This window comes from Methylobacterium sp. E-012, from assembly GCF_057836545.1.
Genome location: NZ_JBYQEY010000001.1, coordinates 613,218 through 635,632, shown reverse-complemented (window position 1 = coordinate 635,632; position 22,415 = coordinate 613,218). Strand labels below are relative to the sequence as shown.

General features: G+C 70.6%; 17 protein-coding genes. 6 read left to right on the top strand and 11 right to left on the bottom strand.

All coding sequences use genetic code 11. The features are described from left to right. Positions 1–62 precede the first annotated feature (62 nt). From AC3IF1_RS02920 to AC3IF1_RS02895, 6 genes are all read right to left on the bottom strand, one after another. Positions 63–1,613: an efflux transporter outer membrane subunit gene (locus tag AC3IF1_RS02920; RefSeq protein ID WP_489220303.1), complete on the bottom strand. Its 1,551-nt coding sequence runs from the start codon at positions 1,611–1,613 to the stop codon at positions 63–65. Between the two features lie 176 nt (positions 1,614–1,789). Next, positions 1,790–5,254 carry an efflux RND transporter permease subunit gene (locus tag AC3IF1_RS02915; RefSeq protein ID WP_489215716.1) on the bottom strand — a complete coding sequence of 1,155 codons (3,465 nt, stop codon included), beginning with the start codon at positions 5,252–5,254 and terminating at the stop codon, positions 1,790–1,792. Beyond that, positions 5,251–5,886 carry an endonuclease domain-containing protein gene (locus tag AC3IF1_RS02910; protein WP_489215714.1) on the bottom strand — a complete coding sequence of 212 codons (636 nt, stop codon included), beginning with the start codon at positions 5,884–5,886 and terminating at the stop codon, positions 5,251–5,253. The genes AC3IF1_RS02915 and AC3IF1_RS02910 overlap by 4 nt, the downstream gene beginning before the upstream one ends. 224 nt (positions 5,887–6,110) lie before the next feature. Beyond that, positions 6,111–9,236, bottom strand: a complete 3,126-nt coding sequence (locus tag AC3IF1_RS02905; protein ID WP_489215712.1) for an MdtB/MuxB family multidrug efflux RND transporter permease subunit — start codon at positions 9,234–9,236, stop codon at positions 6,111–6,113. A 220-nt stretch (positions 9,237–9,456) separates the two neighbouring features. Then, complete coding sequence (locus AC3IF1_RS02900) at positions 9,457–10,815, bottom strand: MdtA/MuxA family multidrug efflux RND transporter periplasmic adaptor subunit (RefSeq protein WP_489215710.1); 1,359 nt, start codon at positions 10,813–10,815, stop codon at positions 9,457–9,459. A 324-nt stretch (positions 10,816–11,139) separates the two neighbouring features. Beyond that, complete coding sequence (locus tag AC3IF1_RS02895; protein ID WP_489215708.1) at positions 11,140–11,298, bottom strand: hypothetical protein; 159 nt, start codon at positions 11,296–11,298, stop codon at positions 11,140–11,142. 558 nt (positions 11,299–11,856) lie between these two features. Between AC3IF1_RS02895 and AC3IF1_RS02890 the strand changes: the two genes are divergently transcribed. From AC3IF1_RS02890 to AC3IF1_RS02880, 3 genes are all read left to right on the top strand, one after another. Further along, the gene (locus AC3IF1_RS02890; protein ID WP_243973068.1) at positions 11,857–12,351 is read left to right on the top strand and encodes a DUF4112 domain-containing protein; all 495 of its coding nucleotides are present in this window, start codon (positions 11,857–11,859) and stop codon (positions 12,349–12,351) included. Positions 12,352–12,460: 109 nt separating this feature from the next. Continuing rightward, entirely contained in the window at positions 12,461–13,672 is a 1,212-nt protein-coding gene (locus AC3IF1_RS02885) for an ABC transporter permease (RefSeq protein ID WP_243973070.1), read from the top strand. 431 nt (positions 13,673–14,103) lie between these two features. Beyond that, entirely contained in the window at positions 14,104–14,628 is a 525-nt protein-coding gene (locus AC3IF1_RS02880) for a Ros/MucR family transcriptional regulator (RefSeq protein WP_243973072.1), read from the top strand. Positions 14,629–14,694: 66 nt separating this feature from the next. Here AC3IF1_RS02880 and AC3IF1_RS02875 read toward each other — a convergent pair whose 3' ends face one another. Continuing rightward, positions 14,695–16,128, bottom strand: a complete 1,434-nt coding sequence (locus tag AC3IF1_RS02875; protein ID WP_489215704.1) for an FAD-linked oxidase C-terminal domain-containing protein — start codon at positions 16,126–16,128, stop codon at positions 14,695–14,697. A 217-nt stretch (positions 16,129–16,345) separates the two neighbouring features. Here AC3IF1_RS02875 and AC3IF1_RS02870 point away from each other — a divergent pair, with 217 nt between their 5' ends. After that, positions 16,346–17,371 (top strand): KpsF/GutQ family sugar-phosphate isomerase, encoded by a 1,026-nt coding sequence (locus AC3IF1_RS02870; RefSeq protein WP_489215702.1) that lies wholly within the window; start codon positions 16,346–16,348, stop codon positions 17,369–17,371. 82 nt (positions 17,372–17,453) lie between these two features. Here AC3IF1_RS02870 and AC3IF1_RS02865 read toward each other — a convergent pair whose 3' ends face one another. The 3 genes from AC3IF1_RS02865 to AC3IF1_RS02855 all read right to left on the bottom strand — a co-directional run bounded on the left by AC3IF1_RS02865 (position 17,454) and on the right by AC3IF1_RS02855 (position 20,046). Continuing rightward, positions 17,454–18,203, bottom strand: coding sequence for an SHOCT domain-containing protein (locus tag AC3IF1_RS02865; protein WP_489215700.1), 750 nt, complete (start codon positions 18,201–18,203; stop codon positions 17,454–17,456). A gap of 101 nt (positions 18,204–18,304) precedes the next feature. Beyond that, positions 18,305–18,904 carry a nitroreductase family protein gene (locus AC3IF1_RS02860; protein ID WP_243973080.1) on the bottom strand — a complete coding sequence of 200 codons (600 nt, stop codon included), beginning with the start codon at positions 18,902–18,904 and terminating at the stop codon, positions 18,305–18,307. A 74-nt stretch (positions 18,905–18,978) separates the two neighbouring features. Then, positions 18,979–20,046, bottom strand: coding sequence for a GSCFA domain-containing protein (locus tag AC3IF1_RS02855; protein WP_243973082.1), 1,068 nt, complete (start codon positions 20,044–20,046; stop codon positions 18,979–18,981). Between the two features lie 73 nt (positions 20,047–20,119). Here AC3IF1_RS02855 and AC3IF1_RS02850 point away from each other — a divergent pair, with 73 nt between their 5' ends. Next, on the top strand, positions 20,120–21,157 hold the full coding sequence (locus AC3IF1_RS02850; RefSeq protein WP_489215697.1) for a WcbI family polysaccharide biosynthesis putative acetyltransferase: 1,038 nt from the start codon (positions 20,120–20,122) through the stop codon (positions 21,155–21,157). Between the two features lie 6 nt (positions 21,158–21,163). Here the strand turns inward: AC3IF1_RS02850 and AC3IF1_RS02845 are convergent, their stop codons facing one another. Beyond that, a complete protein-coding gene (locus tag AC3IF1_RS02845) occupies positions 21,164–21,559 on the bottom strand; it encodes a response regulator (RefSeq protein WP_243973086.1) in 396 nt (131 codons plus the stop codon). A 322-nt stretch (positions 21,560–21,881) separates the two neighbouring features. On the opposite strand from AC3IF1_RS02845, the gene pal reads away from it, so the two are divergent. After that, positions 21,882–22,376: a peptidoglycan-associated lipoprotein Pal gene (pal, locus tag AC3IF1_RS02840; protein ID WP_489215695.1), complete on the top strand. Its 495-nt coding sequence runs from the start codon at positions 21,882–21,884 to the stop codon at positions 22,374–22,376. The last annotated feature ends 39 nt before the right edge of the window (positions 22,377–22,415 follow it).

Below are 22,415 nucleotides of genomic sequence, written 5' to 3'. Positions count from 1 at the left end.
GACAACCCGCCGCACCGGGGGGCCGTTCCGGCGCCCGCGCACGCGGCCGGGCGGCGCGCCTCCTACTCGTCCGGGCGGACCGCCTGGCCGCCCCGGTCGATCGGCAGGCTCGGGCCCTTCAGCTCGGAATCGCTCGGCAGGGAGCGCACGTCCCAGCCGCCGCCCAGCGCCCGGATCAGCGTCACCGCCGCGGTGAAGCGGCTGAGCCGCACCTGGAGGGCATTGATCTCGTTGGTCACGAGCAGCCCCTGCGCGGTCACCACGGTGGTGAAGTTCTGGGTGCCGGCCCGGTACTCGTTCAAGGTGATCTCCACCGCCTTGCGCGACAGGTCGACCGCCTTGTCCTGGGCCCCCTGCTGCTGGGCGAGGATGCGCAAGGCCGCCATCTGGTTCTCGACCTCGGCGAAGGCGGCGAGAACCACCTGCCGGTAATTGGCCACCTGGGCGTCGTAGCCGGCCTCGGCCGAGCGGACGGCCGCCGTGCGGGCGCCGCCGTCGAATAGGGTCTCGCTGCCGGAGGCCGCCACCGACCAGACCTGGTTGGCCGCCGAGAACAGGCCGTTGCGGGTCAGCCCCGAGACGCCGCCCTGCGCCGAGATCGTGACCGTGGGGAAGAAGGCCGCCACCGCCACGCCGATGCGCTCGCTCTGCGCCTGGACGAGGCGCTCGGCCTGGGCCACGTCCGGCCGCCGTTCCAGCAGGTCGCCGGGGATTCCCACCGGCACGCCCGGGGGATTCTTGGCGATGCCGGAGACCGGGATCGACACCTCCGACGGGGGGCGCCCGATCAGGGTGGCGATGGCGTTGACGTATTGCACCCGGGTCAGCCGCACCGCGATGGCCTGGGCCTCGATGGTCTGGACCTGCGTCTGCGCGGTGATGACGTCCGACCGGGCCGCGACGCCCGCGGCGTACTGGTTCTCGGTGATCGCCGCGGTCTTCTTGAAGTTCTCGATATTCTCGTCGAGCACCTTCTGGAGCGAATCGGCGTAGCGCACGGTCAGGTAATCGGCCGCGACCTCGGCCTGGATGGTCAGGCGGGTCAGCGCGATCGTGGCGGCGTCGGATTGGGCGAGCGCCGCCTCGCTCTCGATGGTCCGGCGGGTACCGCCGAACAGGTCGAGTTGCCAGCTGGCTTCGCCGAGGAGCGCCGCGCTGGTGCGCACGGTCCCGGTGCTGCCGCCGCCGCTGCCGGTGCGGGTGATGCTCGGCGCGCCGATCACCGTCGGGTACAGGGCGGCCTGCGCGGAGGCGACCAGCGCCCGGGCCTGCCGGTAATTGGCCACCGCCTGCCGGAGCGACTGGTTGTCGACATCGACGAGGCGGATCAGCCGGTCGAGGGTCGGGTCCTTGAACACCCGCCACCAGTCGCCGCGCTCGACGGCATCGTTGGGCCGGGCCTCGCGAAACCCCGTCTTCCGCGCGGCGACATAGGCCGGGCTGTCCTCCCGGACGCCACCGTTCCTGTAGCCGAGCGGCGTTTCCACGGAGGGCCGGGAGTAATCGGGGCCGACCACGCAGCCGGTCATGAGGGGGGCGGCGAAGAGGAGGGCCGCGAGCGTGCGGGACGCTCTCCCGCCCCCCGCTGCGGGGGAGGGTGGCCCCTGCGTCAGCAGGGGTCGGGAGAGGGGAGCGACGGTGCCGGAGATGTCGCGACGATCGCTCCATCCTGAATCGTCGCGCTGCCCCTCTCCCCCCCTGCTGTGCAGGGTACCCTCCCCCGCAGAGGGGAGAGGGCGTGTCGCGCGCACGACCGCGGCCGCCGATGTTTCACGTGAAACCTTAACCATCACTCTCCGGCCGGCAGCGCCGCTTCTCCGCCCCGCCCGGCGCGCCTGCGGCGGTCGAGCACCCTGTGCCGGAGGCGATCCAGGGTGAGGTAGACGACGGGGGTGGTGTAGAGGGTCAGGATCTGGCTCACGATCAATCCGCCCACGATGGCGATGCCCAGGGGCCGGCGCAGCTCCGCGCCCTCGCCGTTGGCGAGGATCAGCGGCACGGCGCCGAGCATCGCCGCCAGCGTCGTCATCATGATCGGCCGGAAGCGCAGGAGACAGGCCTCCCGGATCGCGTCCACGGGATTCGCGCCCCGGGTCCGCTCCGCGTCGATCGCCACGTCGATCATCATGATGGCGTTCTTCTTCACGATGCCGATCAGCAGGAACACCGCGATCAGCGCGATGATCGTGAAGTCGGTGCCGGTGACCAGCAGGGCCAGCACCGCGCCGACGCCGGCCGAGGGCAGGGTCGAGAGGATCGTCAGCGGGTGGACGAAGCTCTCGTACAGGATTCCCAGCACCGCGTAGACCGCCAGGATGGCGGCCAGGATCAGCAGCGGCTGGCGCGAGGCCGAGGCGACGTAGTTCTTGGCCGCCCCGGCATATTCGCCGTGGATCGTCGCCGGCAGGTGCAGGGACGCCATGGCCCGGTCGATGGCGTCGGTGGCGTCCGACAGGCTCTTGCCCGGGGCGAGGTTGAACGAGATCGTGGTGGCCACGAACAGGCCCTGATGGCTCACCTGGACCGGGGCGCTGCCGGGCTCGATCCGGGCGAAGGCCGAGAGCGGCACCATCGTTTCCTTGGCGGCCGAGACCGGGGCGCTGGACGAGGCGCCGCCCTTCGAGGCCGCGATGGCGTTGGACGAGGCGTTGCGGGCCGAATCGGACGCGATGGCGGCGGCGTTCGAGGCGGTGTCGGCCGTGCTGGCCGAGGCGGCGGCCGCCGCGACCGCGCCGGTGCTGCCCGTGCTGCCGCCCACCGCCCCGGTGCCGGCGGCGGCGCCGGTCGCGGTCGACGCGGCGGACGCGCTGCCCGGGCTGCTGGTGCCGGTCGCCGCGTTGGTGTTGACGCCCCCCGCCGCCGCCACGGTGCCGGCCACCGCATTGGTGGTGGCCGAGCCGGCCGCGTTGCCCCCGGAGGTGGAGACGTAGATCTGCTTGAGCGTCTCCGGCGTCTCCAGGTAGCGCGGGGCGATCTCCATCACGACGTGGTACTGGTTCAGCGGGTTGTAGATGGTCGAGACCTGGCGCTGGCCGAAGGCGTCGTAGAGGGTGTTGTCGATCTTGTTCGGGGTGATGCCGTAGCGGAAGGCCGTGTTGCGGTCGATCACCACCCGGCTCTCCAGCCCGCCCTCCTGCTGGTCGGAGGTGACGTCCGCGAAGACCGGGTCCTTCTGCAGGGCCGTCACCAGCTTCGGCGCGGCGGAAAACAGCTCCTCGGCGGTGTCCCCCTGGAGGGTGTACTGGTACTGGGCGAAGCTCTGGCGGCCGCCCATCTGGAGGTCCTGCCGGGGGAAGACGTAGAGGCGCGCCCCCGCCACCTGGGCGAGCTTCGGCCGCAGCCGCGCCATCACGGCGGAGATCGGCGCCCGCGTGTTGAGCGGCTTCAGGCCCACGAACACGTTGGCCGAGTTGGTGCCGCGCCCCCCGGTGAAGCCGACGACGCTCTCCACCGCCGGATCGGCGCCGACGATCGCCGTCGCCTGCTTGAGCTTCTGCTCCATGGACTGGAACGAGATGCGCTGGTCGGCCTGGATGCCGCCCATCATCTGGCCGGTATCCTGCTCGGGGAAGAAGCCCTTCGGGACGATCACGTAGAGGTAGACGTTGAGCCCGACCGTGGCGAGGAGGCTCAGCAGCACGATCCGCGGATGGGCGAGCGCCACCGCCAGCGTCCGCGCGTAGGCGTCGAGCAGCCGGGAGAAGCCCCCCTCCAGGATCCGGATCACCCAGTTCGGCTGGCGCCCGGGGGCCGGTCCCCCGTCGGGGCCATGGCCCTCGGCCCGGAGCAGCCGGGCGCACATCATCGGCGTGGTCGTGAGCGACAACACCAGGGATATCAGGATCGACAGGGACAGGGTGACGGAGAATTCCTGGAAGATCCGGCCGACGAGGCCGCCCATCAGCAGGATAGGCAGGAACACCGCGATCAGCGACAGGCTCATCGAGATCACCGTGAACCCGACCTCCCGGGCGCCAATCAGCGCCGCCTGGAGCCGGGACTTGCCGTCCTCGATGTGCCGTTGGACGTTCTCCAGCACCACGATGGCGTCGTCGACCACGAAGCCGGTGCCGATGATCAGCGCGGTCAGCGACAGGATGTTGAGCGAGTAGTTCAGCAGGTACATCGCCGAGAAGGTGCCGATGATCGAGATCGGCACGGCGACCGCCGGGATCAGGGTGGCCCGCCAGGAGCGCAGGAAGCCGAACACCACCAGGATCACGAGGCCGACCGCCACCAGCAGCGTCTCCTCGGTGGCCTCCAGGGAGGCGCGGATCGTGGCGCTGCGGTCGCCGGTGAGCTTGATGTCGATGCCCCCGGGGAGCGCCGCGATGATCTGCGGCAGGGCGTCCTTCACGGCCTGGATGGTCTCGACCACGTTGGCGCCGGGCTGCTTGTAGACGAACAGCAGCACGCCAGACTGGCCGTTGACGATGCCGAGGTTGCGCTTGTCCTCGACGCCGTCGAGCACCTGGCCGACATCGGTGAGCTTCACCGCGGCGCCGTTGCGGTAGGCCACGATGATGTCGCGGTAATCGGCGGCCTTGTTGCCCTGGTCGTTGGCGTAGAGCTGGTAGCGGCGTCCGCCGGCGTCGATCTCGCCCTTGGGCGAGTTGGCGTTGGCCGAGGCCAAAGCCGCCCGGATGCCCTCCAGGCCGATGCCGTAGTTGAACAGGGCGGTGGGATCGAGCTCCACCCGCACCGCCGGCAGGGACGAGCCGCCGATATCGACATTGCCGACGCCCGGCAGCTGCGACAGCTTCTGCTGCACCACCGTGGCGGCGGAATCGTAGACCTGGCCACGGGTGAGCGTGTCCGAGATCATGCCGAGGATGATGATCGGCGTGTCGGCGGGGTTGAACTTCCGGTAGGTCGGGTTCTGCCGGAGCGCGGTCGGCAGGTCGGCGCGGGCCGCGTTGATCGCCGCCTGGACGTCGCGGGCCGCGCCGTCGATGTCCCGGTTCAGGCCGAACAGCAGCACGATCCGGGTGGAGCCGAGCGCGTTCGTGGAGGTCATCTCGTTGACGTCCGCGATGGCGCCGAGCCGCCGTTCGAGGGGCGCCGCCACGGTGGTGGCCATGGTCTCCGGCGAGGCGCCGGGCATCTGCGCCTGGACCAGGATGACCGGGAAGTCGATCTGCGGCAGCGGCGCCACCGGCAGCCTCAGGAACGCGAACAGGCCGGCCAGCAGCACGCCGATCGTGAGCAGCGTGGTCGCGACCGGCCGCCGGATAAACGGCTCGGAAATGTTCACGGGCTGGCGCTCCCGTGGTCTTCCAACGAGGCGCAGCCGGATCCGCTTCTCTCCCTCCCCCCTCTGCGGGGGAGGGTGGCTCCTGCGTCAGCAGGGGTCGGGCCGGGACGTAGTCCCGCAAGAGGGGACGCGGGTTCCGGATAAGGCGCGACTGACGGGACGGGCAATGCCTCATCCTGCGCCGTCGCTCCCCTCTCCCCCCCTGCTGCGCAGGGTACCCTCCCCCGCAGAGGGGGGAGGGGGGAGCCATGTCCGGATTGCGTCGCGATGGCTGCTTTCACCGTATTGAGCACAGCGTCCAGATTGCTCAACACACGCTCGTTCGGGAAGCGCAGAACCGTGAAGCCCTGGCTCTTCAGCCAAGCATCGCGCTTCGCATCGCGCAGTCGCCGGGCCTCGGTCTCGTGCGGCTCACCGTCGAGCTCGACGATCAGGCGCGCGGAGGCACAGAGGAAATCCGCGATGTACGGCGGGATCGGAACCTGCCGCCGGAACTTCAGCCCGTGGACGCGTCCGCCGCGCACCTGCTGCCAGACGGCGTCCTCGGCGCGCGTGTAGGACCGCCGCTGCTCGCGGGCGAAGGCGCGCAGGCGTGGATCGGGCCTGCCAGGATGCCGGTCGTTCCGAGGCATGCCTGAGCCGGAACTGCCATGCGCTCTCCCTCCCCCCTCTGCGGGGGAGGGTGGCCCCCGAAGGGGGTCGGGAGAGGGGAACCCGGCTTCCGGAAGGGGCGCAGCCCTCATGAAGGTCACCGCCTCGTCCTGCACCGGCGCTCCCCTCTCCCGACCCCTGCTGACGCAGGGGCCACCCTCCCCCGCAGAGGGGGGAGGGGGTGCGTTGGGATCGTCCCGCCGCATCATGGCAGGACCTCGCCGCTCTCAAGCTCAGGCCCCCGCCGCCCCGCGATCCGCCGCTCCAGACGGTCGAACGCCAGGTAGATCACCGGGGTCGTGAACAGGGTCAGCACCTGGCTGACGATCAACCCGCCGGCGATGCAGATGCCCAGCGGCTGGCGCAGCTCCGACCCCTCGCCGGTGCCGAGGATCAGCGGCACCGCGGCGAAGAGCGCCGCCAGCGTCGTCATCAGGATCGGCCGGAAGCGCAGCAGGCAGGCCTGGAAGATGGCCTCCCGGGGCTCCAGCCCGTCCTCGCGCTCGGCCTGGAGCGCGAAGTCGATCATCATGATCGCGTTCTTCTTCACGATGCCGATCAGGAGCACGATGCCGATCACCGCGATGATGTCGAGCGACAGCCCGAACAGCATCAGGCCGAGCAGCGCCCCGATCCCCGCGGACGGCAACGTCGAGAGGATGGTGATCGGGTGGATGAAACTCTCGTAGAGCACGCCGAGCACGATGTAGACGGTGACGATCGCCGCCAGCACCAGGAACAGCTCGTTGCTGAGCGCCGCCTGGAAGGCGAAGACCGAGCCCTGCGGCACCACCCGGAACGAGGCCGGCAGGCCGATCGCGGCCTTGGCCTGGTCGATCGCCTCCACCGCCTGGCCCAGCGCCGCGCCGGGGGCGAGGTTGAACGACACGGTGGTGGCCGGGAACTGGCCGAGATGCGAGATCAGCAGCGGCGCCCGCCGCTCGCTGATCCGCGCCACCGCGGAGAGCGGCACCTGCCCGTTGGTGGCCGTGGAGGAGGGCAGGTAGATCGTCTCCAGGCTGCGCAGGGTCGTGTGCAGGCTCGGGTCCGCCTCCAGGATCACCCGGTACTGGTTGGACTGGGTGAAGATCGTCGAGATGATCCGCTGGCCGAAGGCGTCGTAGAGGGCGTTGTCGATGGTGGCCGGGGTGATGCCGTAGCGGCCGGCGGTGGGCCGGTCGATGGTCACGTAGGCGGCGAGCCCCTGGCCCTGGTGATCGCTGGCCACGTCCCTGACCACGGGCGATTTGGCCAGCGCCTCGGTGAAGCGCGGCACCCAGGTCTCGAAATCGTCGATGTTCGGGCTCTCCAGGATGACCTGGTACTGGGTCGCCGAGACCGCGGTGTCGATGGTCAGGTCCTGGACCGGCTGCATGTAGAGCCGCGTGCCGGGCTCCCCCGCGGCCGCCGCCGAGATCCGCCGGATGATCGCGCTGGCGGAATCGGTCCGCGCCTCCCGGGGTTTCAGGTTGATCAGCATCCGGCCGGAATTGAGGGTGACGTTCTGGCCGTCGACCCCGATGAACGACGACAGGCTGGCGACATCCGGGTCCTTCAGGACGATCTCGGCCATCCGCTGCTGGCGCTCGGCCATGGCCGCAAAGGAGACCGACTGCTCGGCCTGGGTGATGCCCTGGATCACGCCGGTGTCCTGGACCGGGAAGAAGCCCTTGGGGATGACCACGAACAGGTAGGCGGTGAGCGCCAGCGTCCCCAGGGCCACCAGCAGGGTCAGGCCCTGATGGTCGAGGACGACCCGCAGGGCGCGGCCGTAGGCCTCGATCGTGCCGTCGATGGCGCGCCGGCCGAGGCGGGACAGGGCGCCCTCCCGGCGGCGGACCTGCGATTCCGGCACGTGCTTCAGGAGCCGGGCGCACAGCATCGGCACCAGGGTCAGCGACACCACCGCCGAGATCACGATCGTGGCCGCCAGCGTGATGGCGAATTCGTGGAACAGGCGCCCGACCACGTCGCCCATGAACAGGAGCGGGATCAGCACCGCGATCAGCGAGACGGTGAGCGAGATGATGGTGAAGCCGATCTCGCGGGAGCCCTTGAGCGCCGCCTCGAGGGGCGAATCGCCGGCCTCGACGTGCCGGGCGATGTTCTCGATCACCACGATGGCGTCGTCGACCACGAAGCCGGTGGCGATGGTCAGCGCCATCAGCGACAGGTTGTCGAGGGAGAAGCCGTAGAGGTCCATCACCGACAGGGCGCCGACCAGCGACAGGGGCACCGACAGGCTCGGGATCAGGGTCGCCGACAGGCTGCGCAGGAACAGGAAGATCACCAGCACCACCAGGGCGATGGCGAGGCCGAGCTCGAACTGCACGTCGTCCACGGAGGCGCGGATCGTGGTGGTGCGGTCGGTGAGCGGCGCCACCGCGACGGCGGCCGGCAGGCTCGCCTGGAGCTGCGGCAGCAGGGATTTGATCTTGTCGACGGTGGCGATGACGTTGGCGCCCGGCTGGCGCTGGATGTTGAGGATCACCGCCGGCGTCGTGTCGGCCCAGGCGCCGAGCTTGGTGTTCTCCGGCCCCTCGACCACGTCGGCCACCTCCGAGAGCATCACCGGGGCGCCGTTGCGATAGGCGATGATCGCCGCGTTGTAGGCCTTGGGATCGCGGATCTGGTCGTTGGCGTCGATCGCGTAGGACTGCTTCGGCCCGTCGATCGTGCCCTTGGGCGTGTTGACGTTCAGGTTGGTGATGGTCGTGCGCAGGTCGTCGATGTTGAGCCCGTAGGCGGCGAGCGCCCGGGCGTTGAACCGCACCCGCACGGAGGGGCGCTGCCCCCCTGAGATGCTCACGAGGCCGACGCCCGCCACCTGGCTGATCTTCTGGGCCAGGCGCGACTCGGCGAGGTCGCGCACCTGGGTCAGTGGCAGGGTTTTCGATGTCAGCGCCAGGGTCAGGACCGGGGCATCGGCCGGGTTGACCTTGGCGTAGATCGGCGGCGCCGGCAGGTCCGAAGGCAACAGGTTGCCGGCGGCGTTGATCGCCGCCTGGACCTGCTGCTCGGCGATGTCCAGCGACAGGTCCAGGCTGAACTGCAGGGTGATGACCGAGGCCCCCGCGGAGGATTGCGAGGTCATCTGGTTGAGGTTGGCGAGCTGCCCGAACTGCCGCTCCAGGGGCGCGGTCACCGAGGAGGTCATCACCTCGGGGCTGGCACCGGGATAGAAGGTCTGGATCTGGATCGTCGGATAGTCGACGGCCGGCAGCGCCGAGACCGGCAGGTTCAGGTACGAGACGCCGCCGACGATCAGGATCGCCAGCATCAAGAGCGTCGTGGCGACCGGGCGCAGGATGAACAGGCGGGACGGGTTCATGACGCGCGCGCCTTCTCCCTCCCCCCTCTGCGGGGGAGGGTACCCTGCGAAGCAGGGGGGGAGAGGGGAGCGACGGTGCAGGAGAGAGCGCTGGCCCTCATGAAGGCTGCGACCAATTCGGAAGCGTCGCGCCCCTCACCCGACCCCTGCTGACGCAGGGGCCACCCTCCCCCGCAGAGGGGGGAGGGGGTGAAGCGGCTGTCGCCCGCCAACCCCGAACTCACTGCGCCTGACGGCGCCGGTGCCGACGACCGCCCTCCGCTGTCCCCTGGGCGTCCGCCGCCGCAGCCTCGGCCGGCTTCGCCTCCGCGGCCTTGCCGTCGCCCGCGGCCGCCTGCGCGCCCTCGGTGATCCGGACCGGGGCGCCGTCCTTCAGCCGGTCGGTGCCGTCGGTGACGACCCGGTCCCCCGGGTTCAGCCCGGAGGCCACGACGGTGTTGGTCCCGTCGGTCTCGCCGGTCTTGATCGGCCGGACCGTGACCTTGTTGTCCCCGTCCATCAGGTAGACGTAGGTGCCGGGCGTGCCCTGGAGCAGGCTCGCGTTCGGCACCAGGGTGGCGTTCCGCACCGTGTCGACGGTCAGCTTGGCGTTGACGAACTGGTTCGGGAACAGCTCCTCGTCGCCGTTGTCGAACAGGGCGCGCAGCTTCACCGTGCCGGTGGTCGTGTCGATCTGGTTGTCGACCGTGTCGAGGGTGCCGGTGGCGATCTGGTGGGCGTCGCCGCGGTCGTAGGCGCGCACGGCGAGCTTGGCGCCGGCCCGGACCTGGCGCATCACCCGGGCCACGTCGTCCTCCGGCAGGGTGAAGATCACCGAGATCGGGTGGAGCTGGGTCACCACCACGATCGCCGTCGAGGCGGCCGAGATGTAGTTGCCCTGATCGACCTGCCGCAGGCCGACCCGTCCGTCCACGGGCGAGGTGATGTGGGTGTAAGCGATGTTGAGCTTCTGCTGGTCGACCAGCGCCTGGTCGGCCGCGACCGTGCCCTCGTTCTGCTTCACCAGGGCGGCCTGGGTGTCGACGTTCTGCTTCGAGATCGAATCCTGCCGGTTCAGGGTCTGGTAGCGCTGCAGGTCGAGCTTCGAGTTCTGCAGCAGCGCCTGGTCGCGGGCGAGCTGGCCCTGGTACTGGGCCAGCAGCGCCTCGTAGGGGCGGGAATCGATCTCGGCGAGTTCGTCGCCCGCCTTCACGGCCTGGCCCTCGCGGAACTTCACCAGGGTGAGATAGCCGCTGATCTGCGATTTCACCGTCACGGTGGCCAGCGGCGTCACCGTGCCGAGGCCCTGGAGCACCACCGGCATGTCGCCGGTGGTCGCGGTGGCGATGCCCACCGCCTGGGGCATGTCGCCGCCGCCGCCGTGCCGGCCGCCGCCCCGATGCGCCGTCGCGGGCTCGGCCGCCTTGTCGGTGCGCGCCTCGTACCAGCGATGGCCGATCGCCCCGGCGCCGGCGAGCAGCACCAGGATCACGAGCCAGCGGATCGGCCGGAACCGCCGCGTGCGGACCTCGCGTGCGGGCGCCTCGCCGGGCTGATAGGCGCGGGCAGTGTCGGTCCGGATCGGTGAACTCTCGTTCATGCCTGATTAGAGCCCATGCCGGCCGCCTGCGCGACCGCCGGTGCCCTATCCTTTCGCTGTCCAAACCCCCCGACCGGTCCCGGAGGTGCCGCATCCCGCCGCGCCCCGGAGACCGCCGCCGGAGATCGATGCCGTGCCGTGACACGGCGGCCTCGACTCCCGCATGCGCGAGCGTAAGCCCATAAAGCTCTCCGGGGCCAGAACGGCTCCTTGCCGCGGCGATAGGGTTCATCGCGGCGCCATGACGAGCGCGGCGACAGGGCCGTCGCGCCGGCAGGGCCTACAGGTGACCGGCCAATGCGCCGTCACTAGGGCGGCGACGTTTCATTCGTGTTGCTGGTCTTCCCCGGCGCCGGGGCCCGGGGTCGCGTAGGCCCGCAGGACGGTGTGGAACGCGGCATCCACGGGGGTGACCGGCAGGGCGCGGCGCAGGGTCAGGCCGAGGCCCGCGATCAGCAGGGCCAAGAGGAGGCAGCGCGTCATCGTCCGCATCGTCGCATCCGAGGTCGCCCGGTCCCGGACATGACGAAAGGGCCACCGACCCGCAAGTCGATGGCCCTTCGAGAGGACCGGAGCGGCACCCCGCTGACGGGGCGAGGGGGCAAAGCCCCACCGGCGTGAGCGCCGCTCCAGCCGTGATGGCAACCTACGATACGAGTGATGAAAGTCAACATTCGTCAGTCGGTTGTTTCGGGCGCGGAACCGGGTCTGTGCGGCCGCGCACATTCCGCACCGGTCCGGAGCCGTGCTACAGGCGGACATGCCCCGACGCCCGCCCGCCCCAACCGCGGTCCGCCCCGCATGAACCCGGTCCTCGCCGCGCCGGGGCGACCGCATTCCTCGTCCCCGCGACCCGCGGCCTGGCGGCGACCCCGGTGAGCGCAGTCTGCCGCGACGCGTCCCGACGCCCCTGCTTCGCCGGGCCCGCCGGGACGGATCTCGCCGGGACGGCTGGCGTGAGACGCGCGGGCGCAAGGCCGGCCGGGATCCGGCCGGGGGGGCACGCCGTTGTGGAGGATGTCCTCCCCACGGATCCCGACCATGACTGTCACCCAGGCTTCCCCGGCCGGGCGCTTCGCCCGCGCCGAGACCTTTCCCGGCGGCGAGGCCCGTCCCGGCGGCCGGCCGCAATTCCTGTCGGCGGATCTCGGCCCCGAGGCGAGCCTCGCCCGGCTGGAGACGCTGGCCCACCTGATGGACACGGCCTTCGTGATCCCGGGGATCAACCGGCGGGTCGGGTTCGACGCGCTGATCGGCCTCGTCCCGGTGATCGGCGACGTGGCCGGCATGGTGATCTCCTCCTACATCGTCTACGAGGCCCGGCGCCTCGGGGCGCCGCGCTGGCTGGTGACCCGGATGGGGCTCAACGTCGCCTTCGACGGGCTGATCGGGGCGGTGCCGGTGGCGGGCGACCTGTTCGACGCCGCCTTCAAGGCCAACCGCCGGAACGTGCGCCTGCTGCGCCGCTGGATGGAGCGCAGCGGCGGCCTGCGCCCGGCCGAGATCGACGGCACCGCGACCCGGATCGACGGCTGAACGCCCCCGGGGCGGCCGAGCCCGGACGCCGCCTGCGCGCCAGCCCCCTGGCGCGGCGGGCGGCGGGGCCGGGATCCCCACCGCCGGTCCGCCGCGGGAGGGTGCTGCGATGAACGAGGTCGCCCGTCCCGGCGAAAGCGAGGTCGTGCCCGCGCCGATGCCCGGCGCCCAGCCGATCGTCCTGCGGCCGGACGAGGGGGCGCCCCCGCCGCCCGTCCCGGCCCAGCGCCGGGGCTTGTCGCCGCTCAACCGCCGCCGCCTCGACAATTTCCGCCGCAACCGGCTCGGCTACGGGTCGTTCCTGATCTTCACGATCCTGTTCGTCACCAGCCTCTTTGCCGAGTTCATCGCCAACGACCGGCCGATCCTCCTGTCCTACAAGGGGGATTGGCTGGTGCCGGTGCTGGTCGATTATCCGGAGGAGACGTTCGGGGGCTTCCTCGCCCAGACCGACTACCGTTCCCCCGAGATCCGCCGGGAGATCGCGCAGAACGGCTGGGCGCTCTGGCCGCCGATCCCGTTCTCCTACGACACGATCAACGAGGACCTGCCGACCCCCTCGCCGTCGCCCCCGACCTGGATGCTATCGGATGCCCAGTGCCGGCCGGTGGCGGAAAAGCTCGGCGGCACGACCTGCGCCGACATCCCCTGGCACTGGCTCGGCACCGACAACACCACCCGGGACGTGCTGGCGCGGGTGATCTACGGGTTCCGCATCTCGGTGCTGTTCGGCCTGATCCTGGCGGCGATCTCCTCGGCCATCGGCGTCGTGGCCGGGGCCGTGCAGGGCTATTTCGGCGGCTGGGTCGACCTCGCCTTCCAGCGCTTCATCGAGGTCTGGGGCGGCATCCCGACCCTCTACCTGATCATCATCATCTCGGCCTTCATCGCCCCCGGCTTCTTCGTGCTGCTCGGGATCATGCTGCTGTTCTCCTGGGTGTCGCTGGTGAGCGTGGTCCGGGCCGAGTTCCTGCGCGCCCGGAACTTCGAATACGTCCGCGCCGCCCGGGCGCTGGGCCTGTCGAATATTCGGATCATGACCGTCCACCTGCTGCCGAACGCCATGGTGGCGACGCTGACCTTCCTGCCGTTCATCCTGAACGGGTCGATCACGACGCTGACCTCCCTGGACTTCCTCGGCTTCGGCCTGCCGCCGGGCTCGCCCTCGCTCGGCGAACTCCTCGCCCAGGGCAAGGACAACCTGACGGCGCCCTGGCTCGGGCTGACCGGCTTCCTGGTCATCGCCGTGATGCTGAGCCTGCTCGTCTTCGCCGGCGAGGCGGTGCGCGACGCGTTCGACCCGCGCAAGACCTTCGCCTGACGGGAACCTGAGGTTTTCAGGTGCCGCCTGAGCCTCCGGAGCCGCGCCGCGGGCCCCGGACATCCGGCCGAGTCGCGAAAACTTTCGCAAACCGTGCGCGAATTTTTCGCAACGCCGACGAACGGGGATGAACCGCCGTCGAGGACGGTCCAAGACGGCCACTCATCTCGGGTGTAAAGGTCTCTGTTCTCTACGAAAACCCGTCTTGCGGATCGGCGCAGCATTCACAGGTCAGGGTGCGGTAAAGAGCTCCGCAAGTGCCCTCCAAATGCCGCCAATGCAACCTGACCCTGTAGCCATCACGGGTTGATGCATACTTAGACTTTTGGCTGATCACAGAGAACGAAGTCGATCGCCTTGCTTTTTTTGGCTGGTGTCTTAACTCGCGAACAGAGGAGACCTCATCAAGCTTCGAAGCAAGGAAAGAGAGAATGTCTGACGCTGCGCCGACATCGCAACTGGATTACATCGAACGGACCGTGGACGTCGTCGCGGCCTACGTCTCCAACAACTCGCTCCCGTCGGCTGAATTGCCGGCGCTGATCGCGAGCATCCACGATGCGCTGAACACCATCGGTTCCGGCCCGTCGGCGCCGGCCACCGAGACTGTCGAGCGGCCGACGCCGGCCCAGATCCGCAAGTCGATCCGCCCCGACGGCCTGGTCAGCTTCATCGACGGCAAGTCGTACAAGACGCTGAAGCGCCACCTGACCAAGCACGGGATGGATCCGCAGAGCTACCGCGAGCGCTACGGTCTGCCGGCCGATTACCCGACCACCTCGGCGAATTACTCCGCGCAGCGCTCGGCCCTCGCCAAGAGCCTGGGCCTCGGTCAGCCCGGCCGCGCCCAGCAGGCCGAGGCCGAGGCCGCCGAGGAGCCGGCTCCGAGCCGCGCCCAGGGTCGCCGCAAGGGGGCAGCCACCGCCGGCAAGGGCCGCAAGGTCGAAGCCGCCTGAACGGACCGGCCTCGACCGACCGGGGACGGTGGCGCACCGTTCCCGGTCAGGGGCTCGCGGCCCCGGTCAGGCCGCGAGCCGCCCGTCCAGGGGGAAGACCTTGGCGGGGTTCAGCATCCAGTCCGGATCGAACACCGCCTTGACCCGCATCTGCTGCTCGAGATCGACCTGATCGTACTGGAAGCGCATCAACTCGCGCTTCTCGATGCCGACCCCGTGCTCGCCGGTCAGGCAGCCGCCGACCTCGACGCAGAGCTTCAGGATCTCGTCGCCCGCCGCCTCGGCCTTCTGCAATTCGCCGGGCTTGTTGATGTCGAACAGGATCAGCGGGTGCAGGTTGCCGTCGCCGGCATGAAACACGTTGGCGACCCGCAGGCCCTGCTCGGCGCAGATCGCCCCGATCCGCTCCAGCACCGGGCCGAGCTGCCCGGTGGGGATCGTGCCGTCCATGCAGATGTAGTCGGAGATCCGGCCCGTGGCGCCGAAGGCCGATTTGCGGCCCTTCCAGATCGCGGCGGATTCCGCCTCCGAGCGCGAGACCCGCAGGCTGGTCGGCCGGAAGTCCCGGGCGATCGCCTCGATCCGCGCCAGCATCCCGTCGCACTCGGCGTCCGAGCCCTCGACCTCGATGATCAGCATCGCCTCGGCGTCGCGGGGATAGCCGGCTTTCGCGAAGTCCTCGGTGATCAGGATCGCCTCGCGGTCCATGTACTCGATCGCCACCGGGATGATGCCGGCCGCGATGATCGCCGCGACGCAGTCGCCCGCATCCTCAACCTTCGAGAAGCCGACCAGCACCGGGCGCGCGCCTTCGGCCGCCCGCAGGATCCGCACCGTCGCCTCGGTGACGATGCCGAGCTGCCCCTCCGAGCCGCAGACGAGGCCGAGCAGGTCGTAGCCGGGGCTGTCGAGGTGCTGGCCGCCGATCTCCACCACGGTGCCGTCGTTGAGCACCAGGGTGACGCCCAGGAGGTTGTTGGTGGTCACGCCGTATTTCAGGCAGTGCGCGCCGCCGGAATTCATCGCGATGTTGCCCGCGATGGTGCAGGCGAGCTGACTCGACGGGTCGGGGGCGTAGAAGAAGCCCTCGTGGGTCACCGCCCCGGAGATCGCCAGGTTGGTGATGCCGCTCTGGACCCGGGCGGTGCGGTTGGCGAAATCGAGGTCGAGCACCTTGGTCATCTTGCCGACGCCCAGGATGATCGCGTCGGCCTGCGCGATGGCGCCCCCGGCCAGCGAGGTCCCGGCGCCGCGCGGGACCACCCGGACGCCGTTGGCGTGGCAATAGGCCATCACGGCGGCCACCTCCGCGGTGGTGGAGGGCAGGACCACGGCGAGCGGCATCTGCCGGTAGGCGGTGAGCCCGTCGGTCTCGAAGGCCCGGCGCTCGTCCTCGCTCACCACCAGCGCCTCCGGCGCCACGAGCGGCGCGAGGCCGGCCAGGATTGCCTCGCGCCGGGCGAGGATGGCGGGATCGGGATCGGGGAAGCGGATGGTCATGGGGCTTAAGCCCTCCTTCGGACCCGCAGCGCGGGCTGGCGTCAGACCAGCATGGACCCGCGCGGGCGCGGCTTCAACCGGGGCCGCGCCGACCACGCTGCGTCGCTGCGTCGTCCCCGCGTCACATTTCAACCATGACGGCTGCCTAGCGTCGCCGGACCTGCGCCGCGCCGCCGTCCGGCCCGCGGATCCGGCCGGACGGTCCAGAACGGAAACGATGAACGCTCCCGCCTCCAGCGCCCTGCGCGACGACCGCTACGAAGCGCCGTCGGCGCACCTCGCAACCACCCGGGACCTCGGGATGCGCAGCCTGCAACTGGGCATCGCCGCCCTTCAGGAGACGAGCGCGGCGTTCCAGGGCCGGCTCGGCGCGGCCTTCGAGGAGGCGGTGCAGACGATCCTGCAGAGCAAGGGCCGGGTCATCGTCAGCGGCATCGGCAAGAGCGGCCATGTCGGGCGCAAGATCGCCGCGACCCTGGCCTCCACCGGCACCCACGCCTTCTTCGTCCATCCCACCGAGGCGAGCCACGGCGACCTCGGGATGATCGCCCGGGACGACGTGATCGTCGCCCTGTCGTGGTCGGGGGAGACCGCCGAGCTGTCCGACCTCGTCGGCTTCAGCCGCCGGTTCTCGATCCCCCTGGTGGCCATCACCCGCAACGGCGAGAGCACGCTCGGCCGCGCCGCCGACGTGCTGCTGGAGCTGCCCCGGGTGCGGGAATCCTGCCCGCACGACCTCGCGCCGACCTCCTCCAGCCTGATCCAGCTGGCGCTCGGCGACGCCCTGGCGGTGGCGCTGCTGGAGCGGCGCGGCTTCACCTCGGCCCGGTTCCACACCCTGCATCCCGGCGGCACGCTGGCCGCCCGGCTCAAGACCGTGCAGCAGGTGATGCACGGCCCCCAGGACATGCCGCTGGTCCACGAGACCGCGCTGATGTCCGAGGTGCTGATCGAGATCGCGGCCCGGCGCTACGGCTGCGTTGGGGTGACCGACGGGGCCGGGCGCCTCGTCGGCATCGTCACGGACGGCGACCTGCGCCGCCACATGGGCCCGGCGCTGCTCGACACGCCGGTCTCGGCGGTGATGACCCGGGACCCGGTCACCGTGGAGCCGCACAAGCTCGCCCAGGCCGCCCTGGAGGTGATGAACCGCCGGCTCATCACCGCGGTCTTCGCCGTCACGGACGGACGGCCCGTGGGCATCGTGCACGTCCACGACCTGCTGCGGGCCGGCATCGCCTGAGCGGCCAGGGGCCGGTCGGCGGCGGGGAAAACTTCGCCCCCTCGCCCGCATCCCCTCAGGGAGGCCGGCAGCCCTGGGAAAATCACAGCCGCGCCAGCAGCTCCGCCTTCTTGTCGGAGAATTCCCGCTCCGTGAGCACGCCCCGGGCGTGCAGCTCCGCCAGCCGCTCGATCGTCGCCAGCACGTCGGTCGCGGGTGAGGGCGCCGGTGCGGCTGGCGTTTCGGCCGGATCGGCCTGCCGTGGAGCCGCCGTCTCCGCCTCGATCCGGCGCAGGCGGTCGAGGGCGACGGCGCCCCGCGGGCCGGTGAAGTCGAGGCTGCCATTCGCCTGCGACACCCCGGAGATGTGGTGCTCGCCGGTATCGTAGAGGGCGACGCCGGAGCCCGATTCGACGGCCAGCCGCCGCGTCTCCGGGAAATAGGCGTAGCGCAGCCCGTTCTGCGAGCCGGTGCTGGCCGGGGATCCGAGGCCGGCGGGCCACCACGCGCCGCCGCTCCCATGGGATACGGGTTCCGATCCGGAAAAACCCCCCGCCGGCAGCGCCGACGCCAGCTCGGTGCAGAGGCCGCCGACCCGCGCCTTCAGCGCGTCGTCGAACATCCGGCCGACCATCACCATGCCGCCGGAGAACCATTGGCCCATCCCGCCGAGATCGGGATGGTCGAACTGCGCCATGGTGCCGTGGCCGCGCTCCAGCGCCCGCATGAGGTGGCGCACCGCCTCGAGGCTGACCCCGTGGCGGTCGGCGACGCTCTGCAGCCCTGAGGCGTGGTCGAACCGTCCGTCATCGAGGAACCCGGCGGCCGCTTCGGCCTTGTCGGACGGATCCATGAGCCAGCTCCCGATTCGTCGCAGGGCGGACCGGATCGATCCGGGACCGGCGTTGCGCTGCGGACACAATCCCCGGTCGAAGGCGCCGGTTCCGCGTCGCCTCAACCTGCGGCGGCCGGGAACGGCCCCGCGAGGGTGAAGTCGGTGATCGGCCGGCGGCCGTTCGGCGTCTCGCGGGGCCGCTGCTCCTCGGCGAGTTCCGCCTCGGGTGTCTTGCGCCCCACCGCGAAGGCGGCCTCGATCCGGTGGTTCTCGGGCAGGCGCAGCACCTCCGGGGCCCGGACATGGTCGAACCCGACCATGCCGTGGGCGTGCCAGCCCTGGTGGATCGCCTGGAGCTGGAATGCGAGCGAGGCGCTGCCGGCATCGAAGGAGTGGCTGTAGGACGGTTTCAGCGCGTCGCCGACCTTCATGAGCCCGTTCGAGACCAGGAACAGGATCGCGCCGGTGCCCGAGGCCCAGGTCTGGTTGGCGGATACCAGCAGGCCAAGGAAGGTGTCCCAGTGGGCGTCGCCCCGGAGCGCGTAGAGGAAGCGCCAGGGCTGCGAGTTGTAGGCCGAGGGCGACCAGCGCGCCGCCTCGATCATCCGCATCAGCTCGGATTCGGGCACGGCCTCGCCCGTGAAGGCGCGGGGCGAGTGCCGCGCGACGAAGACCGGATCGATGGCGTGATCGGCGTGGCGGGGCGGGGGCAGGCTCAAGGGATTCGTCTCCGGAATAGCGCGTGTGGCCGAGCTTGCCCGAAACGCCCGCCCGAAGGCAAACCTGACCGGACCTACGCCACGCTGCGCTCGATCTCCTCCTCGTCGCAGATCACGCCGGCATTGCCCTCGAACTCCGCCGCGAGGTCCACGGGGGCGTGGGTCGGGGCCGCAGCGGCCCGGTCGCGGGCGAAGGTCGCCAGGAACAGGCGCATCACGTGGCGCACGCCCGCGTCGTTGATGGTGCGCTGGTCCTCGTTGTAGTAGCGCCCGGCATTCACATTGCTCGTGACGATGTCGTAGGCCGGGAAATACACCGCCCGCGGATCGCCCCGGCCGACCACCTCGCCGGCCGCCACCCGCAGCACCGACTTGGAATAGCTGTTCGATTCCATCACGTGCCGGTCCATGTAGGTGGCGATCATCGGCACCGGCGAGACCGTGAAGATCACCCGGGCCTTGGGGTTCACGCTCCAGAGCCGGTCGAGGAAGCCGTTGAGGTCGCCCAGCACCTCGCCGGCGCCGGCATTGACGCACTCATACAGATCCGGATCGAAGGTGCCGCCCGCGACCCCGGGGGCCAGCGGCAGGGCGGCACCGTCGGCCCGCCAGCGCCAGCCCTCGGTGAGGCCCAAGGTCAGCACGAACACGTCCAGGGTCTCGAACAGGCGGCGCACCTCGGCCAGATGCGCGTCGCGGGCCGCGATCACCTCGGCCTCGCTGGCGAATCCGGCCGGCTCGACGGTGGGGCGGAACGGATCGACGTAGCGGCCGTCGTCGCGCAGCCACGCCTTCAGCTCCGGCTCGAACCGGCCGTAGGCCCGGTCGAACAGCTGCACGAACTGGCGCGTGTAGTAGAGATTGCCGTACCGGGCCGAGAAGGTGCCGAACTGGCGGGCATTGGCCTCCTCGGCGCTCATCCCGGGGGTCGGCGGCTCGGTCAGGTAGTAGTTGAACCCGGCGCCGCGCACCGCCTCGGCCACCCGTTGCGCGAAGCAGGAGCCGCCGGTGGCGACCTTGTCGGTCGGCGCGATCACGAACGTGTCCTTCGGGTGCGGATTGACCGCGAAGGGCGGCACGTTGGTCACGACCTTGCGCCAGAATCGCTCGGCCGGTAGACCCGTATACGGATTCAACGCCATCCTCGAACCCTCTTCTTCACGACGGCGACCGCCCTCGGGGGCGTCGCGCCGTCCGCGGACACCGGCACGCGACGTGGCCCTGAACGACCTGCCCCGGCGCGCCCGCAGCGCGTTTTCCCTGTCGACGCCCAGTTGGGCGACACCATGGCGGAACCGGTCGCGCGCGGCCACCACCCGCGACGGGCCGTCCATCGCGGTGCTGGGCAATTGCCAGGCCCGGGGGGTCGCCCAGGCGATGCGCCTGCTCGCGCCGAAGAGTCCCGTGCGCTACCTGCCCATGGGCTCGCTGAAGCGCGACCACGGCCATGTCGACGGCCTGATCAGGACGCTGCGCACCCACGACCACGTCTTCTCGCAGACCTTCCCGGCCGGTTTGATCCCGGGGGGCGATGCCGCCACCCTGCGCGCCGCCGACCCCCGTCTCAGGCTGTTTCCGTCGATCGTGTTCTCGGCCTTCCATCCCGACATGATCTATGCCGGCCAGGCCTCGGACCTCGCCGCGCTGAAGCTCGCGCCCTCGCCCCTGGGGCAGTACCACTCGGCGATCGCGCTGACTGCCCACCGGCTCGGCCTCGCCATCGGGCACACCGCCGGCCTGTTCCGCGAGGACGTGTTCCGGCGGCTCGGCTATCTCGACCATTGGGATCCGGCCGTGCGCGAGCTGGTCTCGTCCGCCGAGGCCCTGGGCTTCGGCCTGGAGCGGGAGCTGACCCGCTGGGCGCGCCGCGGCGCCTTCATGCACCTGATGAACCACCCGAAGGTGCACGTCATCGGCGACATCGCCCGCCGCCTGCTCACGGAGAGCGGCCTCACCCCGGAGCCCGTGGCGATCGAGGATTACCTCGGCGACGCGCTGACCCAGGACGTGATCTGGCCGATCTACCCCCCGATCGCCGAGCTGTTCGGGCTGACCGGCTCGTACCTGTTCAAGAGCAAGGCGTTCAAGTCCAAGGTGCTGGGCGACGAGTTCCCGGTGCTCTACGACCTGCCGGGCTTCATCGCGGCGAGCTTTTCCCTCTACGACGCGATGCCCGCCGGCGACCTCACCGCGTCGCGGGTCGAATCCTGGCTCGCCGCCCCGGAGATCGCGGCCCTGTTCCGGGCGGGCTGAACCCCCTCAGCCCGCCGCGCTGAGCGGCATCGCCGCGCCGGGGCCCTCGACCATCATCCGGACCAGCCGGTTGACCTCCTGCACCTGGAACGGCTTGCGCAGGAACAGGCTGCCGGGCACGCCGCCGCGCCGGTTCGCATCGGTCGAGGTGTAGACCACCGGCCGGTCGGCGTGGAGCGCCCGGTAGGCGTGCGCCACCGTCCAGCCGTCGATCAGCCCGGGCAGATGGATGTCGGTGAACAGCCAGTCGATCTCGCCGCCCCGGGCCCGCAGGAGCGTCAGCGCCGCCTCGCCGCTCGACGCCTCGATGACCCGGATGCCCTGCGCTTCGCACAGGCTCGCGATGATCTCGAGCAGCAGATAGCTGTCCTCGACGATGAGAACACACGGGGCGGGGCGCATGAACGATATCCGGTGGTCGGCACGACCATTCAAGGATCGATAGGGTTGACGATATCTTAAAGACCGGCCCGGGACGCATCCCTGTGGCATCGCCGCAACCGGCGCGGCGGAAATCGCCTGCTCGGACGGGCCGCCCCGCCGCCGCCGCATTCCGGGTGCGACAGCGCACGCCACCGCCCGGCACGGGCCGTCACCACGGCCCCGCCCCGCGCGGCGGAACCGTCGCTTAACCATCCGCGCCTACGAACGGCATCCAGGACGACGCGGACCCGCCTCGAAGACCCGCAGCCGGCCTTCGGCACCGCTCGAGGAGTTTGAACCCATGCCCCAGCGTTTCCGCGCCGCCGCCCTCGGCCTCGCATTCGTCGCCGCCCTCGGTCTCGGCGCCTGCAGCAACGACAAGGACCTCGCCGACGCTTCCGCGTTCGGTGCGGGCGCCGCGACCCCGGGCAGCGCGCAGGACTTCGTCGTTAATATCGGCGACCGGGTCTTCTTCGAGTCGGATTCCACCGACCTGACCCCCACCGCCACCGCGACCCTCGACAAGCAGGCCGCGTGGCTGCAGCGCTACCCGCGCTACACCTTCATCATCGAGGGCCATGCCGACGAGCGCGGCACCCGCGAGTACAACTTCTCCCTGGGCGCCCGCCGGGCTCAGTCGGTCAACGACTACCTGGCCACCCGGGGCATCGCGGCCAACCGGATGCGCACGGTCTCCTACGGCAAGGAGCGGCCGGTGGCGGTGTGCAACGACATCTCCTGCTGGTCGCAGAACCGCCGGGCGGTGATCGTGCTCGACCGCGGCGCCGGGGCGTAAGGCTCCGCCGGTCCGGGCGGCCGTTGCGGCCCGGGCGAC

Coding starts and splice junctions, on each gene's coding strand:
- AC3IF1_RS02895 (WP_489215708.1), bottom strand. CDS start 11,298: ATGACGCGCTGCCTCCTCTTGGCCCTGCTGATCGCGGGCCTCGGCCTG.
- AC3IF1_RS02865 (WP_489215700.1), bottom strand. CDS start 18,203: ATGGATCCGTCCGACAAGGCCGAAGCGGCCGCCGGGTTCCTCGATGAC.
- AC3IF1_RS02910 (WP_489215714.1), bottom strand. CDS start 5,886: ATGCCTCGGAACGACCGGCATCCTGGCAGGCCCGATCCACGCCTGCGC.
- AC3IF1_RS02855 (WP_243973082.1), bottom strand. CDS start 20,046: ATGGCGTTGAATCCGTATACGGGTCTACCGGCCGAGCGATTCTGGCGC.
- AC3IF1_RS02845 (WP_243973086.1), bottom strand. CDS start 21,559: ATGCGCCCCGCCCCGTGTGTTCTCATCGTCGAGGACAGCTATCTGCTG.
- AC3IF1_RS02885 (WP_243973070.1), top strand. CDS start 12,461: ATGAACGAGGTCGCCCGTCCCGGCGAAAGCGAGGTCGTGCCCGCGCCG.
- AC3IF1_RS02880 (WP_243973072.1), top strand. CDS start 14,104: ATGTCTGACGCTGCGCCGACATCGCAACTGGATTACATCGAACGGACC.
- AC3IF1_RS02890 (WP_243973068.1), top strand. CDS start 11,857: ATGACTGTCACCCAGGCTTCCCCGGCCGGGCGCTTCGCCCGCGCCGAG.
- AC3IF1_RS02900 (WP_489215710.1), bottom strand. CDS start 10,815: ATGAACGAGAGTTCACCGATCCGGACCGACACTGCCCGCGCCTATCAG.
- AC3IF1_RS02870 (WP_489215702.1), top strand. CDS start 16,346: ATGAACGCTCCCGCCTCCAGCGCCCTGCGCGACGACCGCTACGAAGCG.
- AC3IF1_RS02905 (WP_489215712.1), bottom strand. CDS start 9,236: ATGAACCCGTCCCGCCTGTTCATCCTGCGCCCGGTCGCCACGACGCTC.
- pal (WP_489215695.1), top strand. CDS start 21,882: ATGCCCCAGCGTTTCCGCGCCGCCGCCCTCGGCCTCGCATTCGTCGCC.
- AC3IF1_RS02875 (WP_489215704.1), bottom strand. CDS start 16,128: ATGACCATCCGCTTCCCCGATCCCGATCCCGCCATCCTCGCCCGGCGC.